At 64.4% G+C, this 13,378-nt stretch carries 14 protein-coding genes; 5 read left to right on the plus strand and 9 right to left on the minus strand.

Going from position 1 to position 13,378, the window contains the following annotated elements; genetic code table 11:
* Positions 1-469: 469 nt before the first annotated feature.
* The 7 genes from HB675_RS23580 to HB675_RS23610 form a co-directional block, all read right to left on the minus strand.
* Entirely contained in the window at positions 470-868 is a 399-nt protein-coding gene (locus HB675_RS23580; protein ID WP_213881571.1) for a DUF1850 domain-containing protein, read from the minus strand.
* Positions 865-2,880, minus strand: coding sequence for a TRAP transporter permease (locus HB675_RS23585; protein ID WP_213881572.1), 2,016 nt, complete (start codon positions 2,878-2,880; stop codon positions 865-867). The genes HB675_RS23580 and HB675_RS23585 overlap by 4 nt, the downstream gene beginning before the upstream one ends.
* 2 nt (positions 2,881-2,882) lie before the next feature.
* Complete coding sequence (locus HB675_RS23590; protein WP_213881573.1) at positions 2,883-3,836, minus strand: TAXI family TRAP transporter solute-binding subunit; 954 nt, start codon at positions 3,834-3,836, stop codon at positions 2,883-2,885.
* Between the two features lie 284 nt (positions 3,837-4,120).
* Entirely contained in the window at positions 4,121-5,248 is a 1,128-nt protein-coding gene (locus tag HB675_RS23595; RefSeq protein WP_213881574.1) for an acyl-CoA dehydrogenase family protein, read from the minus strand.
* 21 nt (positions 5,249-5,269) lie between these two features.
* A complete protein-coding gene (locus tag HB675_RS23600; RefSeq protein ID WP_213881575.1) occupies positions 5,270-6,457 on the minus strand; it encodes an acetyl-CoA C-acyltransferase in 1,188 nt (395 codons plus the stop codon).
* Between the two features lie 33 nt (positions 6,458-6,490).
* The gene (locus HB675_RS23605; protein WP_213881576.1) at positions 6,491-7,258 is read right to left on the minus strand and encodes an SDR family NAD(P)-dependent oxidoreductase; all 768 of its coding nucleotides are present in this window, start codon (positions 7,256-7,258) and stop codon (positions 6,491-6,493) included.
* Positions 7,259-7,325: 67 nt separating this feature from the next.
* Positions 7,326-8,357, minus strand: coding sequence for an AraC family transcriptional regulator (locus HB675_RS23610; protein WP_213881577.1), 1,032 nt, complete (start codon positions 8,355-8,357; stop codon positions 7,326-7,328).
* Positions 8,358-8,457: 100 nt separating this feature from the next.
* Here HB675_RS23610 and HB675_RS23615 point away from each other — a divergent pair, with 100 nt between their 5' ends.
* The 4 genes from HB675_RS23615 to HB675_RS23630 all read left to right on the plus strand — a co-directional run bounded on the left by HB675_RS23615 (position 8,458) and on the right by HB675_RS23630 (position 11,472).
* Complete coding sequence (locus HB675_RS23615; RefSeq protein WP_213881578.1) at positions 8,458-8,892, plus strand: SRPBCC family protein; 435 nt, start codon at positions 8,458-8,460, stop codon at positions 8,890-8,892.
* A 23-nt stretch (positions 8,893-8,915) separates the two neighbouring features.
* Positions 8,916-9,950 (plus strand): alpha/beta hydrolase, encoded by a 1,035-nt coding sequence (locus tag HB675_RS23620; protein WP_213881579.1) that lies wholly within the window; start codon positions 8,916-8,918, stop codon positions 9,948-9,950.
* A 13-nt stretch (positions 9,951-9,963) separates the two neighbouring features.
* Positions 9,964-10,917, plus strand: coding sequence for a D-2-hydroxyacid dehydrogenase family protein (locus tag HB675_RS23625; RefSeq protein WP_213881580.1), 954 nt, complete (start codon positions 9,964-9,966; stop codon positions 10,915-10,917).
* A 102-nt stretch (positions 10,918-11,019) separates the two neighbouring features.
* Positions 11,020-11,472, plus strand: coding sequence for an LEA type 2 family protein (locus HB675_RS23630; RefSeq protein ID WP_213881581.1), 453 nt, complete (start codon positions 11,020-11,022; stop codon positions 11,470-11,472).
* An 18-nt stretch (positions 11,473-11,490) separates the two neighbouring features.
* Here the strand turns inward: HB675_RS23630 and HB675_RS23635 are convergent, their stop codons facing one another.
* On the minus strand, positions 11,491-11,745 hold the full coding sequence (locus HB675_RS23635) for a hypothetical protein (protein ID WP_213881582.1): 255 nt from the start codon (positions 11,743-11,745) through the stop codon (positions 11,491-11,493).
* 138 nt (positions 11,746-11,883) lie between these two features.
* On the opposite strand from HB675_RS23635, the gene HB675_RS23640 reads away from it, so the two are divergent.
* A complete protein-coding gene (locus HB675_RS23640; protein ID WP_213881583.1) occupies positions 11,884-12,204 on the plus strand; it encodes a DUF883 family protein in 321 nt (106 codons plus the stop codon).
* 8 nt (positions 12,205-12,212) lie between these two features.
* Here the strand turns inward: HB675_RS23640 and HB675_RS23645 are convergent, their stop codons facing one another.
* Positions 12,213-13,241 (minus strand): Ldh family oxidoreductase, encoded by a 1,029-nt coding sequence (locus HB675_RS23645; protein ID WP_213881584.1) that lies wholly within the window; start codon positions 13,239-13,241, stop codon positions 12,213-12,215.
* Between the last annotated feature and the right edge of the window lie 137 nt (positions 13,242-13,378).

The raw sequence follows: 13,378 nt of genomic DNA on the forward strand, positions 1-13,378 counted from the left end.
TAGGGCCAATGCGGGTGCGGAGACCTTTTGCTTCCTTTTGGGTCTTTCCAAAAGGGAGTCGCCGTAAGGGCGAAAAGGTGAGACTGCACCTCTGCGTAAAATGGATATGCCCATCGAAATGTGGGTCGGTCTGACGATCTTCGTGTTGCTACGAAATGCAGCTAGCTTATCCGGCATCTCCAGGGTGGCTGAAGGCCCCTTTCGCTTTTACAGCGACTCCCTTTTGGAAAGGCCGGAGTGCCGGCCCAGCCAAAAGGAAGCAAAAGGCCTCCGCGCCCGCATTGGCATGCTGAGGGCGCGGACAATCACGATCAAAAGCCAGATTGCGAGGTTGGCTGGTACACCGGCATAGCCGAATCCGCTTCGTGACACGGGCTCAGCAGCACGAGGATAAGAGCGGGACGATGGCCACGCGAGACACGCAACTGGAACCCGATCGGGATAGTGTATCCAGCCTTATGAGAGGGTGTCAGAGCCTCTCATCAAGACCCACGTCACACCCCCAAACCTCCACCACCGGCAATGCCGCATCCGGCGCTCCCAACCAATCACTCATCGGCCGACACCCCGCCGCCTGGCACAGCTGATAATCCCCTGCCTCGGGCGTACGCCCGAGGCGCAGTAATGGCAGGATCAGCTGCGGCCGATAATGCCAGAAGCCCCGATCAAGCCGCGCCCCGGCCGGCATTTCCATTCCGGCCCCACTGCCTTGCACCCGGGCTTCGGCCAGATACAGCTCGCGCCCGCGAACCTGGTAATCCTCCTCCCAGCGGACTTTCTCCACACTGTGCTCCCACGCCAGCGAAAACGCTCCGACGGGCAGCTGTGCCCAGATCACCCCGGCCAGCCCCAGGCAGACGCCGATCATGGGAGCCGCCGAGCCCGCCACAGAGAGTGCGCAACCACCAAGGCGGCCAGCGCGAAGCCCAGGCTGTCGCTCCAGGGCAGCGCGACCACCAGGCACACCCCGGCGACCAGGCCGGTCAAGCGTTCCCACAACCCCAAGGGCTGCGTCAGAAAACCGGTGAACACCGCGCCCCACAGGCCGATTGCCAAGGCCGCCTTGGCCAGCACATAGAGCACCGCCAGCACGCCACCGCCTTGCAGCATCAGTGCCGGCTCATACACCGCCATGAACGGCACGACGAACCCGGCGATAGCAATGCGCACCGCCCACAGGCTGATAGTCAGCCCCTTTTCCCGGGCAATCGGCGCGGCCGCGAAACAGGCCAGGGCGACCGGCGGGGTCAGGTCGGCGAGGATGCCGAAATAGAACACGAACAGGTGCGATACCAGCAGCGGCACCCCCAGTTCCAGCAGCGCGGGTGCGGCGATGGAACTGGTGATGATGTAGTTGGGGATGGTCGGAATGCCCATCCCCAGCACCAGGCAGGTGAGCATGGTCAGCAACAACGAGAGGAACAGACTCTTTTCGCCGATACCGAGAATGAAACCGGCAAACGAGGACGCCACACCTGTCAGCGATACCACCCCGATGATCACCCCCACCAGCGCACAAGCGATGCCCACCGGCACGGCATGCCGGGCCCCTTCCACCAGTGCTTGCAGGCACAGGCGCAAGGTCGCCCGCGAGCCGCGGTGCCAGGCGCACAGGCCGACCAGTGCGGCGATTACCGCAAACACCACCGCGATACCCATGGCGAAAAAGCCGCTGCACAACAGGCCTAGAGCAACCCAGAAGGCGCAACGCAGTTTGCCGTTCGAGACCCGCAGCGCGAGGGCCGAACCGAGAATGACGATAGCGGTCAGCGCCAGCCCTACCGTGCCGGAGAACAACGGCGTGTGCCCGGAAAACAACAGGTAGATGAGGATCCCCAACGGGATCAGCAAGTACCAGCGCTGGCGCAGCGCCGCCCAGGGGTCGGGGCATTGCTCCCTGGGCAGGCCGCTCAATCCCGCGCGCCGAGCCTCCAGATGAACCATCCAGAACACCGAAGCAAAATACAGCAGGGCCGGCAACAGCGCCGCCTTGGCCACTTCAGTGAAGGGTACGTCAAGGGTCTCGGCCATGATGAACGCCACCGCCCCCATCACCGGCGGCATCAGCTGGCTGCCCATGCTCGCCGTGGCCTCGACCCCGCCGGCAAATCCGGCGCCGTAGCCGAACCGCTTCATCAACGGGATGGTGAACTGGCCGGTGGTCACCACGTTGGCCACGCCAGAGCCGGTGATGGTGCCCATCAAGGCCGAGGACACCACCGACACTTTGGCCGGGCCGCCGACCCGGTGTCCGAACAGGCCCATGGCAAAATCGGTAAACAGCTTGATCATCCCTGCCTGCTCGAGAAAGGCGCCGAACAAGATGAACAGGAAGATGTAGGTGGCCGACACGTAGGTCGGCGTGCCATAGAACCCTTCGGTACCGAACGCCAGCTGGTTGATCAGTTGATCCAGTTCATAGCCCCGATGGGCCAGGCTCCCCGGCAGATGCTGGCCCAGCAGCGCATAGGCGATGAACAAGCCACAGATCAACGGCAAGGCCAGGCCCATCTGCCGTCGGGCCGCTTCGAAAACCAGCGCCGTGAGCAAGATACCGACCCACAGGTCGGCGCTGCTGAGGTCTCCGGAGCGCTGGATCAGGTCGGCCTCGAAGACCCACTGGTAGGCGGCGGTGGCCAGCGCCGCCAACGCCAGCACCCAGCCGGCCAAACGCGCCGGCAGACACTGACCGCTCGCGGGCAGGGCCAGGTAGACCATCACCAGCAGAAAACCGACGTGCACCGCCCGCAACACCTGGCTGGACAAGGGATGAAAGGCCGCCGTGACAACCTGGAAGCTCGCGAAGGCGAGGGCGACCAAGAACAGCGTACGCGTCCAGGTCGTCGCCGGCAGCGCTTGCTTGGGCTTGACTTCAACCATGCTCAGAGCGCCCCGACTTCTTCATAGTAACGTTTGGCACCCGGGTGCAACTCGATCGGCAGATGTCGGGCGGCCGTCTTGATATCGATGGTCTTGACCGCCGAGTGTGCATTGCCCAGCCGGGGCAGGTTCTCATACATCAGACGGGTCATCTGGTAGGCGATGTCATCGCTCACCCCGGTGTGGCTGACCAGCAGGTTGCTGATCGCCACCGTGGGCACGTCTTCGTTCTGGCCGTCATACGTGCCGGCCGGGATCGGCAAAGCCTGATAGGCCGGGTCGCCGATGGCGGCCACCACCTCGGCGGCCACCGGCACGAAGCGGACCGGCACACTGGCGGCCAGGTCACGGATGGCGGCCATGCCCAGCCCGGACGACTGCAAGGTCGCGTCCAGCTGGCGATTCTTGATCAATTCCACCGACTCGGCGTAGGGCAGAAACTGCACCTGGGCCATGTCCGCGTAGGTCAGGCCGGCCGCCTTGAGGATGGCGCGGGCGTTGAGTTCGGTGCCTGACTTGGGTGCACCCACCGAGATGCGCTTGCCCTTGAGGTCTTCCAGGCGGGTGATGCCCGAGGCCTGGCTGGCGACGATCTGGATGTAGTTGGGGTAGACATTCGCGATGGCCCGCAGCCTGTCCAGCGGCTGCTTGAATCCCGCCTCGGCCACCCCGCGGCTGGCGTCGCCCACCGAATCGCTGAGGGCCAGCGCCAGCTCGCCACGGCCGTTCTGCAGCAGGTTGAGGTTTTCCACCGACGCCTTGCTGGCCTGCACGGTGACCTTGGCCCCCTCGATCTGCTGCCCGTAGATCTGCGACAGGCCAACGCCGATGGGGTAATACACGCCGCTGGTGCCACCGGTCAGGATGTTGATGAACGTCGGCGCGGCCAGGGCGGGCAGGCTCAAGCTGGACATGGCCAGCGCGGCCAGCAGATGCAGGCGAACGGGGTATTTCATGAGGGGTGCTCTCCATTGGAATTATTATGGGAAAGGCATCCGAACGGATGAACTTCCCTAGGCGGTGGAGAGCTATAACAGGAACGCGGACGAAGCCAAAGCATGGAAACATCAGCTAAAAATCAGCCAAAACAGTCACTTGTAGGAAATTTCCTGCTTCCCTGAACAGGAGGCCGAACAAAAGCCCGGCGAAATAGGAATGACCCCATGAAGCGAGGCCGAAATACTCGCAATCAGGCTGGCTGGCGCGAAATATTCCGAATCAATATGCCGTGGCTGCGAGCCTAGAGGTTGCGCGCGATGACCAGGCGCTGGATGTCACTGGTGCCTTCGTAGATCTGGCAAATGCGCACGTCACGGTAGATGCGCTCCAGGGGGAAGTCATTCAGGTAGCCGTAGCCACCCAGGGTCTGCAAGGCATCGGAACAGACTCGCTCGGCCATTTCCGAAGCGAACAGCTTGGCCATGGAGGCTTCGGTGAGGGCCGCCCGACCGCTGTCGCGCAGGGTCGCGGCATGCAGCACCATTTGCCGGGCCACGGCGATCTGCGTGGCCATGTCGGCCAGGCGAAAGGCCACCGCCTGATGCTCCACCAGCGCCTTGCCGAAGCTTTGCCGCTCGCGGGCATAGTCGCGGGCCACCTCGAACGCGGCCCGGGCCATGCCCACGGCCTGGGCGGCAATGCCGATACGTCCGCCTTCGAGGTTGGCCAAGGCGATCCTGTACCCCTGCCCTTCTTCGCCCAGCCGGTACTCGGCGGGAATACGCACTTCGTCGAAGACGATCTGGCAGGTGTCCGAGGCATGCAGGCCGAGCTTGTGCTCGACCCGGGTGACCTGATAGCCCGGCGTGTCGGTGGGCACCAGAAAGGCGCTGATACCCCGCTTGCCCGCTTCGACGTCGGTGACGGCGAATACGATCACCACGCCGGCCTGTTTGCCCGAGGTGATGAACTGCTTGCTGCCGTTGATCACGTAATGGTCGCCGTCGCGGCGGGCACGGGTTTTAAGGTGGCTGGCATCGGAGCCGGCCTGGGCTTCGGTGAGCGCGAAGGCGCCGAGCATTGCCCCGCTGGCCAGAGGTTCGAGGAAACGGGCCTTTTGCGCTTCGGTGCCGAAGTCGAGGATGGGCACGCAGCCCACCGAGTTGTGCACGCTCATGATGGTGGAACAGGCACCATCGCCGGCGGCGATTTCTTCCAGAGCCATGGCATACGCCACGTAGCCAGTGTCGCTGCCACCCCACTGTTCCGGCACGAGCATGCCGAAAAAGCCCAGCTCGGCCATTTCGACCATGGCCTGGTGGGGAAAGCTGTGATCGCGATCCCACTGCGCGGCGAACGGGCGCAGACGCTCTTGAGCAAATTCACGCGCGGCATCGCTGATCTGTTGTTGTTCGGCATTGGGCAGCATGTTGAAAACCCCCGCTATCAGTCAGTACAGGCATTCGATGGCAACGGCGGTGGCTTCGCCGCCGCCGATGCAGATGGCGGCCATGCCGCGCTTGAGTTGGCGCTGGCGCAAGGCCCACAGCAAGGTCACCAGAATCCGCGCCCCGGAAGCGCCGATGGGATGCCCCAGGGCGCAGGCGCCGCCATGGACGTTGAGCTTTTCGGCGGGCAGATCGAGCTGCTGCATCGCGGCCATGGCGACCACGGCAAAGGCTTCGTTGATCTCGAAAAGGTCGACGTCCTTCAGCGCCCAGCCGACCCGCTCGACCAACCTGTTCAAGGCCCCGACGGGCGCCGTGGGGAACAGCCCGGGGGCGTCGGCAAACACACTGTGCCCATGGATCAGCGCCAGCGGCATCAGGCCACGGCGCCGGGCTTCGCTGCGGCGCATCAACAACAGTGCCGCCGCACCGTCGGAAATCGAGCTGGAATTGGCCGCGGTCACGCTGCCGCCCTCGCGAAAGGCCGGCTTGAGGGAAGGGATCTTGTCGGGCCGGGCGTTGGGCGGTTGTTCGTCGCTGTCGATCTGTCGCGCCTCCTTGCCGACGCGCACGTCCACCGCCACCAGTTCGCGGGCAAACGCGCCATGGGCCATGGCCTCGCGGGCCCGCTGCAAGGAAGTCAGTGCATAGTGGTCCTGCGCCTGGCGGGAAAAGCCCATGCGCTGAGCGCAATCCTCGGCGTAGGTGCCCATCAGCCGCCCAGGCTCGTAGGCATCTTCCAGACCGTCGAGGAACAAGTGGTCCAGCAACCGGCCATGGCCCATGCGATAGCCACCGCGGGCGCGATCCAGCAGATAGGGTGCGTTGGACATGCTTTCCATGCCGCCGGCCACCAGCACGCTGGCAGAATCGGCGAGCAAGGCGTCATGGCCCAGCAACACGGCCTGCATGCCAGAGCCGCACATCTTGTTCAGGGTGGTACAGGGTGTCGCGGCGCTCAGGCCTGCGCCCAGCGCTGCCTGGCGCGCCGGTGCCTGGCCCAGCCCCGCCGACAACACGTTGCCGAAGAGGACTTGATCCACGGCATTCAAGGGCACGCCTGCGCGCTCGACCGCTGCACGAATGGCAACGGCCCCCAGTTGCGGGGCGGTCAGCGAGCTTAAATCGCCCTGCAAGCTGCCCATGGGCGTGCGCACGGCGCTGACGATGACAATCGGGTCCTGATTCATTCTCGTCTCTCTTGTTTTTTGACGAATATTGTTTTAACGGGCCGCCATGCGCAAACCACCGTCCAGACGGATGACCTCACCATTGAGCATCGTGTTCTCGAGGATGTGCCGCACCAGCGCCGCATACTCGTCGGGCCGCCCCAGTCGCGGCGGGAACGGCACGCCGGCGGCGAGCGAGGCGCGCACCTCCTCGCTCATGCCGGCCATCATGGGCGTTTCGAAAATGCCAGGCGCAATGGTCATCACGCGGATGCCATGGCGCGCCAGTTCGCGGGCGGCGGGCAAGGTCATGGCGGCAATGCCCCCCTTGGAGGCGGCATAGGCGGCCTGGCCGATCTGCCCGTCGAAGGCAGCGACCGATGCGGTGTTGATGATGACCCCGCGCTCTCCCGCCGAGTTGACCGCCTGCTCGGCCATGGCGCTGGCGGCCAGGCGCAGCAGGTTGAAGCTGCCGATCAGGTTGACCTCGATGATCCGGGCAAAGCGGCCCAGGTCATGGGGACCTTGCTGACCGAGGATCTTTTCGCCGGTGACGATGCCCGCGCAACTCACCAGCCCATGCAGGCCGCCAAACGCCTGGACTGCGCCCTGCACCGCCGCCTGCGCCGCCGCACCGTTGCAGATGTCGGCCACGTGATAGGCGGCATTGTGTCCCAGCTGCGCCGCGCGCTCGGCCAGGGCTTCGGGGTTGATATCCACCAACATGACCCGGGCGCCTGCCGCCACCAGCATCTGCGCGGTGGCGGCGCCCAGGCCCGAAGCGGCGCCGCTGACCAGAAAGACGTGATCGGCAATGTCCATGTGAGCCCTCCTGATGACAAGCCTGGATGCTCACGCCAACGGTCACATTGCGCTAGGCCCTGAACGCTTAACCGCCCTGCACGTTTTGGACACTTTGGGTGACCAATGCCCGGTATTGACCCGGCGTGGCGCCGGTCCAATGGCGAAACGCCTTGTAGAACGCTCGGCGGTCGGCATAGCCCAGGCGCTGCGCCATGTCGTCCAGGCCGATGCCGGGGTCGGCCAGCCAACCCAAGGCCAATTCTTTGCGCACGCTGTCCTTGACCCCTTGCCAGGCCTGCCCCTCTTCGGCCAGGCGCCGGCGCAGGGTCGAGCCCGAGATGCACAACTGCTCGGCCAGCGCCTCGATCTCCGGCCACTGCGCGGCGGGAAGGCCGAGCAGTTGCTGGCGGATACGCTGGCCCAGGCTGTCAGGGTCGCGATAACGCACCAGCAAGTTGCCCGGCGCGGCGGCGAGAAAACCCGGCACCTGCGCCATGACCCGGCGCACGGGCCATTGCAGGCATTCGGCAGCCAGTACCAGGCGGGACTGCGGGCGGTCGAAACGCAGGTTGTCGCTGAACAGCACACGGTAGTCATCGGTGTAATCGGGCGCCGGGCAACGTAGCTCCACCGCCACCACCGGCAGACGGCGATCCACCAGCCAGGCCGTCAGGCCTTGTACCAGCAGCCAGTAGGTGAAATAGGTAAAGGCCCGGCGGGGTGCCAGGTGCGTGTCGTTGAAGGTGATCTGGGCCAGCCCCTGCTGCACCTGCAACTGCGCCTGGGTGTTGTCCAGCATCAGGTTCAAAAACTGCAGCAGCAGCTCCAGCGCCTGCGCCAGGGTCGGCTGGCTGATGGCGGCGCGACACATGAACGCCAGGCTGCCGCTGCGCAGCGGACGGCGATCCATGCCGAAGAACTCGTCATCGGTGGCACGGGCCAGTTGTCGCCAGAACCGCGCGTAGGCCCGAGCGGAAACTCGCGCGCCGGGCATTCGCAGACGTTCGAGGTCGATCCCGGCCGAGGCCAGCAATCGGGTTTTTTCATCGTCCGTACCCAGGCTCTGCGACAAGCCTTCGAGAACCATTTGCGTGGATATGGAATCTTTTTGCGCCATGGGGTGCCTTAATGAAGAACAATGCAAGGGCCCACCCAAGTCTGGATGCGGGTCTACGCTAGTGCCAGTCTTCCAGTCAGCCATCGCAGGAATGTTAATCATGCTTGAGCAGAGTGTTGGTGAAATCTATATCGAGGCGTCGATCAATCAGGTCTACGACTATGCCACTCAACCGGAACACTGGTCAGATTGGCATCCGACATCGCTGCGCGCCGATGCCGGGGACGGTGGCACACCGCCCAGCGATACGCAGTTCGAGGAAGTGGTCGACCTGATGGGCGATGAACTGACTCTGACACACCGAGTCGTGCTGGACGAGCGCCCCGTGGCCTTCGAAACCCAGTTTACCTCGCTCAAAGGTGAAGGGCGGGTGCGTTACGACCTGCACCATCAAGGCTCGGGCACGCTGTTCAAGCGCACCCTGACCTTTGCGCTGACCGAGCCCCAGCCCAAGCTCTCAGGGCGGTTGCCGGGCATCTCCGAGCAGGCCATGGCCAACCTCAAACGCCGCGTCGAGGCCCTGCCCGGCGCCTGACTTGCTTCCAACAAGGACAACCGATGCTTCGCCATCCCCTTCGGCCGCTGGGCCTGACCCTGGCCTGGCTGCTCGGCAGTTGCGCCTGGGCCGCCGATGCGCCCCCTGCCGCCACGCCGGTTTACGGTCCGCAGCTGCAGGGTTTCGAGTATCCCTACACACTGCAGCACTTCACGTTCGACTCCCAGGGCAACAGCCTGCAGATGGGCTATATGGACGTGGCCGCCCAAGGCAAGGCAAACGGCCATACCGTGGTGCTGCTGCACGGCAAGAACTTCTGCGCGGCCACGTGGGAGGCCACCATCAAGACCCTCAGCGAATCCGGTTATCGGGTCATCGCGCCGGATCAGATCGGCTTCTGCACCTCCAGCAAGCCCGAACACTACCAGTACAGCTTCCAGCAGCTGGCCAGCAATACTCATGACTTGCTGGACAAGCTGGGCGTCGACCAGGCCATTCTGCTGGGCCATTCCACCGGCGGCATGCTCGCCACTCGGTATGCGCTGATGTACCCCGGCGATGTCGAGCGTCTGGCGCTGGTCAACCCCATCGGCCTGGAGGACTGGAAAGCCATGGGCGTGCCATGGCGCAGCGTTGATCAATGGTTTGCCAGGGAGGTCAAACTCGATGCCCCCAGCGTCAGGCGCTACGAGCAGCAGACCTACTATGGCGGCCGCTGGAAGCCGGAGTACGACCGCTGGGTGAACATGCTTGTCGGGCTCAATCAGGGGCCGGGGCACAACGTGGTGGCGTGGAACTCGGCGTTGATCTACGACATGATCTTCACCCAGCCGGTGGTCCACGAGTTCAAGAACCTGCAGATGCCGACCCTGTTGCTGATCGGCGACGCCGACACTACGGCCATTGGCAGCGACATCGCCCCGCCGGAGGTCAAGGCCAGGGTCGGCCACTACAGCGTACTGGGCAAACAGGTCAGCCAGATGATTCCTCATAGCACCCTCGTGGAGTTTGCCGGCCTGGGCCACGCCCCGCAGATTGAAGAACCCGACCGTTTTCACCAGGCGTTACTGGCCTGGCTGAGCAAACCCCAGAACTGAACGGAAGTGCGCCATGCCTTTAGCCATAGCTGTAATTGACGACTGGCAAGCGGTTGCCCGCGACGTGGTGGACTGGAGCCCGCTGACGGCCGTCGGCGAGGTGACATTTGTGCACCACTATCCTGCCGACACCGTGACCTTGAGTCAGCGCCTGGCCTCCTACCAGGTGCTGTGCGTGATGCGCGAGCGCACGCTGTTCGACGCCGCGCTGCTGCGCCGCCTGCCCAACCTCAAGCTGATCGTCACCGGCGGCATGCGCAACGCCGCCATCGACCTGAAGACCGCTGCCGAGCTGGGCATTCAGGTCTGCGGCGGCGACAGTTACAAACATGCCGCCCCCGAGCTGACCTGGGCGCTGATCATGGCCCTGAGCCGCAATCTGCTGGTGGAGGCCCATTCCCTGCGCAACGGCGGCTGGCAGGTGGGCCTGGGCCGCGACCTGCACGGCAGGACCCTGGGGGTGTTGGGGCTGGGCAGTATCGGCGAGCGCGTCGCCCGGTTCGGCCAGGCATTCGGCATGCGCGTCATTGCCTGGAGTGAAAACCTCACCGAGGCTCGCGCAGCCGATGTCGGCGTAGCCCGTGTCGAGAAACAGGCGTTGTTCGAGCAGGCCGACGTGCTCAGTGTGCATGTGGTGTTGAGCGAGCGCAGTCGCGGTCTGGTGGACGCCCAGGCGCTGGCGTGGATGAAGCCCGATGCGCTGCTGGTCAATACTTCAAGGGGGCCGATCGTCGATGAAGCAGCCCTGATCGATGCCTTGCGCGAACAGCGCCTGGGCGGCGCGGCACTGGATGTGTTTGCGGTGGAGCCGTTGCCGGCAGGGCATCCCTTTCGCGAGCTGCCCAATGTGCTGGCGACGCCCCATGTGGGGTATGTGAGCGAGGCCAATTATCGGACGTTTTATACGCAGATGATCGAGGATGTGCTGGCCTGGCAGGCCGGGTCGCCGATTCGGGTGATGGCCTGACCGCTCGAGCTGCGCGATTGCCCGAAACGCCGGGTTGGCCGTCAGCGCATCTTGGCAACGCCCACGCCACCCACTTCAACTCAGTCGCCGACAGGATCTTCCATGCCCAAACTGATCACCGCCTGCCTGATGGCCCTGCTATTGGCGTCCTGTGCCCTGTTTCCGCAACGCGACCCACTGCGCATCACCGTGGTCGGTATCGACCCGTTGCCGTCCCAGGACCTGGAAGTGCGGTTCTCGGTGAAGCTGCGGGTGCAGAACCCCAACGACAGTGCCATCGACTACGACGGCCTGGCGCTGGACCTGGAGGTCAACGGGCAACCGCTGGCCTCGGGGGTGAGCAATCAGCATGGGCGGCTGGAGCGTTTTTCCGAGCAGGTGCTGGATGTGCCGCTCAGCGTTTCGGCGTTCTCGGCGCTGCGCCAGGCGCTGGGGCTGAGCCAGAATCAAAGCCTGGACAACCTGCCCTATACGCTGCACGGAAAACTGGCGGGCGGCTTGTTCGGGACGGTGCGCTTCAGTGACAGCGGGCAGTTGCGCTTGCCGCGCAACTAGCCGGGGGCGAAGCATCGATCAGCGCGCCGCCGCCATCAACCGATTGACCTCGCCCCGCACCATGTTCGCGTACTCGGGCGGCGACATGCCGTCCAGTTCGTTGCGCACCCACTCCGACCACTTGCCCTTGCGCTTGGCTTTCTCGCTGATCAGGCGCGTGGCGTCGGCCTTGGCCTTGCCCAGGTTGGCTTGCCAAAGCTCGTACAAACGGGACTTTTCGTCTTCGAGCGACGCGCGCTCGGCCAGGCTGCGATTGGCCAGATTGAAGCTCATGGAAATACCTGCGGGTGTCACGGAAAAATGTGTGAAACATCTTACACCGTAACAAGACGTTTCTTGCGCCGGACGGTGCAACTTTCGCCGCGTAAAAAGCTCCATTGATCACTGCCATTAACATCCAGGAGTACGCACATGGCTCGCAAGACCGCCGCCCAGGCGCATGGGGAACAAATCAAGGATCAGGCCTTCAGCGAGCTGCAAGCGTTGATCGAACAGTCGGAAAAACTCTTGAACGATGCCGCCTCGCTGGTCGGCGAGGAAGGCGAAGGCCTGCGCGAACAGCTTGACGCCAAACTCAAGCAGGCCCGCGACGGCCTGACTACCCTGGGCAACCGTGCTCAACCAGTGGTCGAGGCCACGCAGACCTACATCGGTGGCCACCCCTGGCAGACCGTGGCCATTTCCGCCGGCTTCGGTTTGGTGGTCGGCCTGCTGCTGGGCCGCCGCGACTGAGCGGCGCTTCAGCCCTGCGCCAGCTCGCGCAAGCGCGTGAGTTCGGCGCCGGGCAGCACAATACCGCTGACCTGTGCCTGCGCGCGGTTGCGGTAGCGCCGGTCGCCTGACAGGCGGGTTACGCCTACCCCTTTCATCTCGTCGACCAATTCGCGGCAGCGCTCTGCAAAACTGTGCCCGGCACCTTTGTCCGGGTCGATGACAATCAGCAGTTGCCCTGTCCATGGCGTCCGAGCCCCCGGGTGTTGCGACCAGTCGAACTCGAACGAAAAGTGGCCACCCGTCAACGCCGCCGACAGCAGTTCGACCATCATCGACAGCGCCGAGCCTTTATGCCCGCCAAAAGGCAGCAGTGCACCCCCGTCGAGAATCGCCTGGGGGTCGAGGGTCGGCTGGCCATCGCGGTCCACGCCGGTGCCTGCCGGCACGTTGTGGCCTTCGCGGGCGGCAATCTGCACGTCGCCGTGGGCCATGGCGCTGGTGGCCATGTCGAACACCACCGGATCGGTCCCGGCGCATGGGGCGGCAAAGGCGATCGGATTGGTGCCGAACAGCGGTTTGCTGGCGCCCTGGGGCACCACACAGGTCATGCTGTTGACCACGCTCAAGGCCACCAGCCCTACACTGGCGAACGGTTCGACGTCAGGCCACAAGGCCGCAAAATGGTGGGAGTTGCGAATAGCCAGAATCGCGATCCCGGTCTCGCGGGCCTTGCCGATCAGCAGCTCGCGCGCCGCCGCCAAGGCCGGCTGAGCAAACCCGCCCCCGGCATCGACACGTACAAAGCCTGCGGCGACGTCCTCCACCTGCGGCACCGCCTGGCCATTGACCCAGCCGCTGGCCAGGGTCGACAGATAGCCGGGTATGCGAAACACCCCATGACTGTGAGCCCCGTCCTGTTCGGCAGTCGCGCAGTTGTGGGCCAAGGCGGCGGCCACCTCCTCGGCGACACCATGGCGCAGAAAGATCCGCTGCAACAGGTCCACCAACTCGGCAAAGGTCACGGTCTCAGGTGAATCCAGGGGCAAGGCGCTCATGAGCGGGCTCCGCAATCAAAAGGCCTTGTTAACAGCTGCCCCACGGCGACGTCAACCCGACGCAAGCACTATGTAACGCCGATCCCGCTGGGCGCCGCGCAACAGTCCCCGCCCCGCCCTGTCACTTCGCTCAGGGC

Source organism: Pseudomonas sp. dw_358 (genome assembly GCF_018449655.1).
Taxonomy (GTDB): domain Bacteria; phylum Pseudomonadota; class Gammaproteobacteria; order Pseudomonadales; family Pseudomonadaceae; genus Aquipseudomonas.

Excerpts from the sequence above, each read along its gene's own strand:
- HB675_RS23600 (WP_213881575.1), bottom strand. The coding sequence starts at position 6,457 with ATGAATCAGGACCCGATTGTCATCGTCAGCGCCGTGCGCACGCCCATG.
- HB675_RS23630 (WP_213881581.1), top strand. The coding sequence starts at position 11,020 with ATGCCCAAACTGATCACCGCCTGCCTGATGGCCCTGCTATTGGCGTCC.
- HB675_RS23645 (WP_213881584.1), bottom strand. The coding sequence starts at position 13,241 with ATGAGCGCCTTGCCCCTGGATTCACCTGAGACCGTGACCTTTGCCGAG.
- HB675_RS23580 (WP_213881571.1), bottom strand. The coding sequence starts at position 868 with ATGATCGGCGTCTGCCTGGGGCTGGCCGGGGTGATCTGGGCACAGCTG.
- HB675_RS23620 (WP_213881579.1), top strand. The coding sequence starts at position 8,916 with ATGCTTCGCCATCCCCTTCGGCCGCTGGGCCTGACCCTGGCCTGGCTG.
- HB675_RS23605 (WP_213881576.1), bottom strand. The coding sequence starts at position 7,258 with ATGGACATTGCCGATCACGTCTTTCTGGTCAGCGGCGCCGCTTCGGGC.
- HB675_RS23585 (WP_213881572.1), bottom strand. The coding sequence starts at position 2,880 with ATGGTTGAAGTCAAGCCCAAGCAAGCGCTGCCGGCGACGACCTGGACG.
- HB675_RS23635 (WP_213881582.1), bottom strand. The coding sequence starts at position 11,745 with ATGAGCTTCAATCTGGCCAATCGCAGCCTGGCCGAGCGCGCGTCGCTC.
- HB675_RS23615 (WP_213881578.1), top strand. The coding sequence starts at position 8,458 with ATGCTTGAGCAGAGTGTTGGTGAAATCTATATCGAGGCGTCGATCAAT.
- HB675_RS23595 (WP_213881574.1), bottom strand. The coding sequence starts at position 5,248 with ATGCTGCCCAATGCCGAACAACAACAGATCAGCGATGCCGCGCGTGAA.
- HB675_RS23610 (WP_213881577.1), bottom strand. The coding sequence starts at position 8,357 with ATGGCGCAAAAAGATTCCATATCCACGCAAATGGTTCTCGAAGGCTTG.
- HB675_RS23590 (WP_213881573.1), bottom strand. The coding sequence starts at position 3,836 with ATGAAATACCCCGTTCGCCTGCATCTGCTGGCCGCGCTGGCCATGTCC.
- HB675_RS23625 (WP_213881580.1), top strand. The coding sequence starts at position 9,964 with ATGCCTTTAGCCATAGCTGTAATTGACGACTGGCAAGCGGTTGCCCGC.
- HB675_RS23640 (WP_213881583.1), top strand. The coding sequence starts at position 11,884 with ATGGCTCGCAAGACCGCCGCCCAGGCGCATGGGGAACAAATCAAGGAT.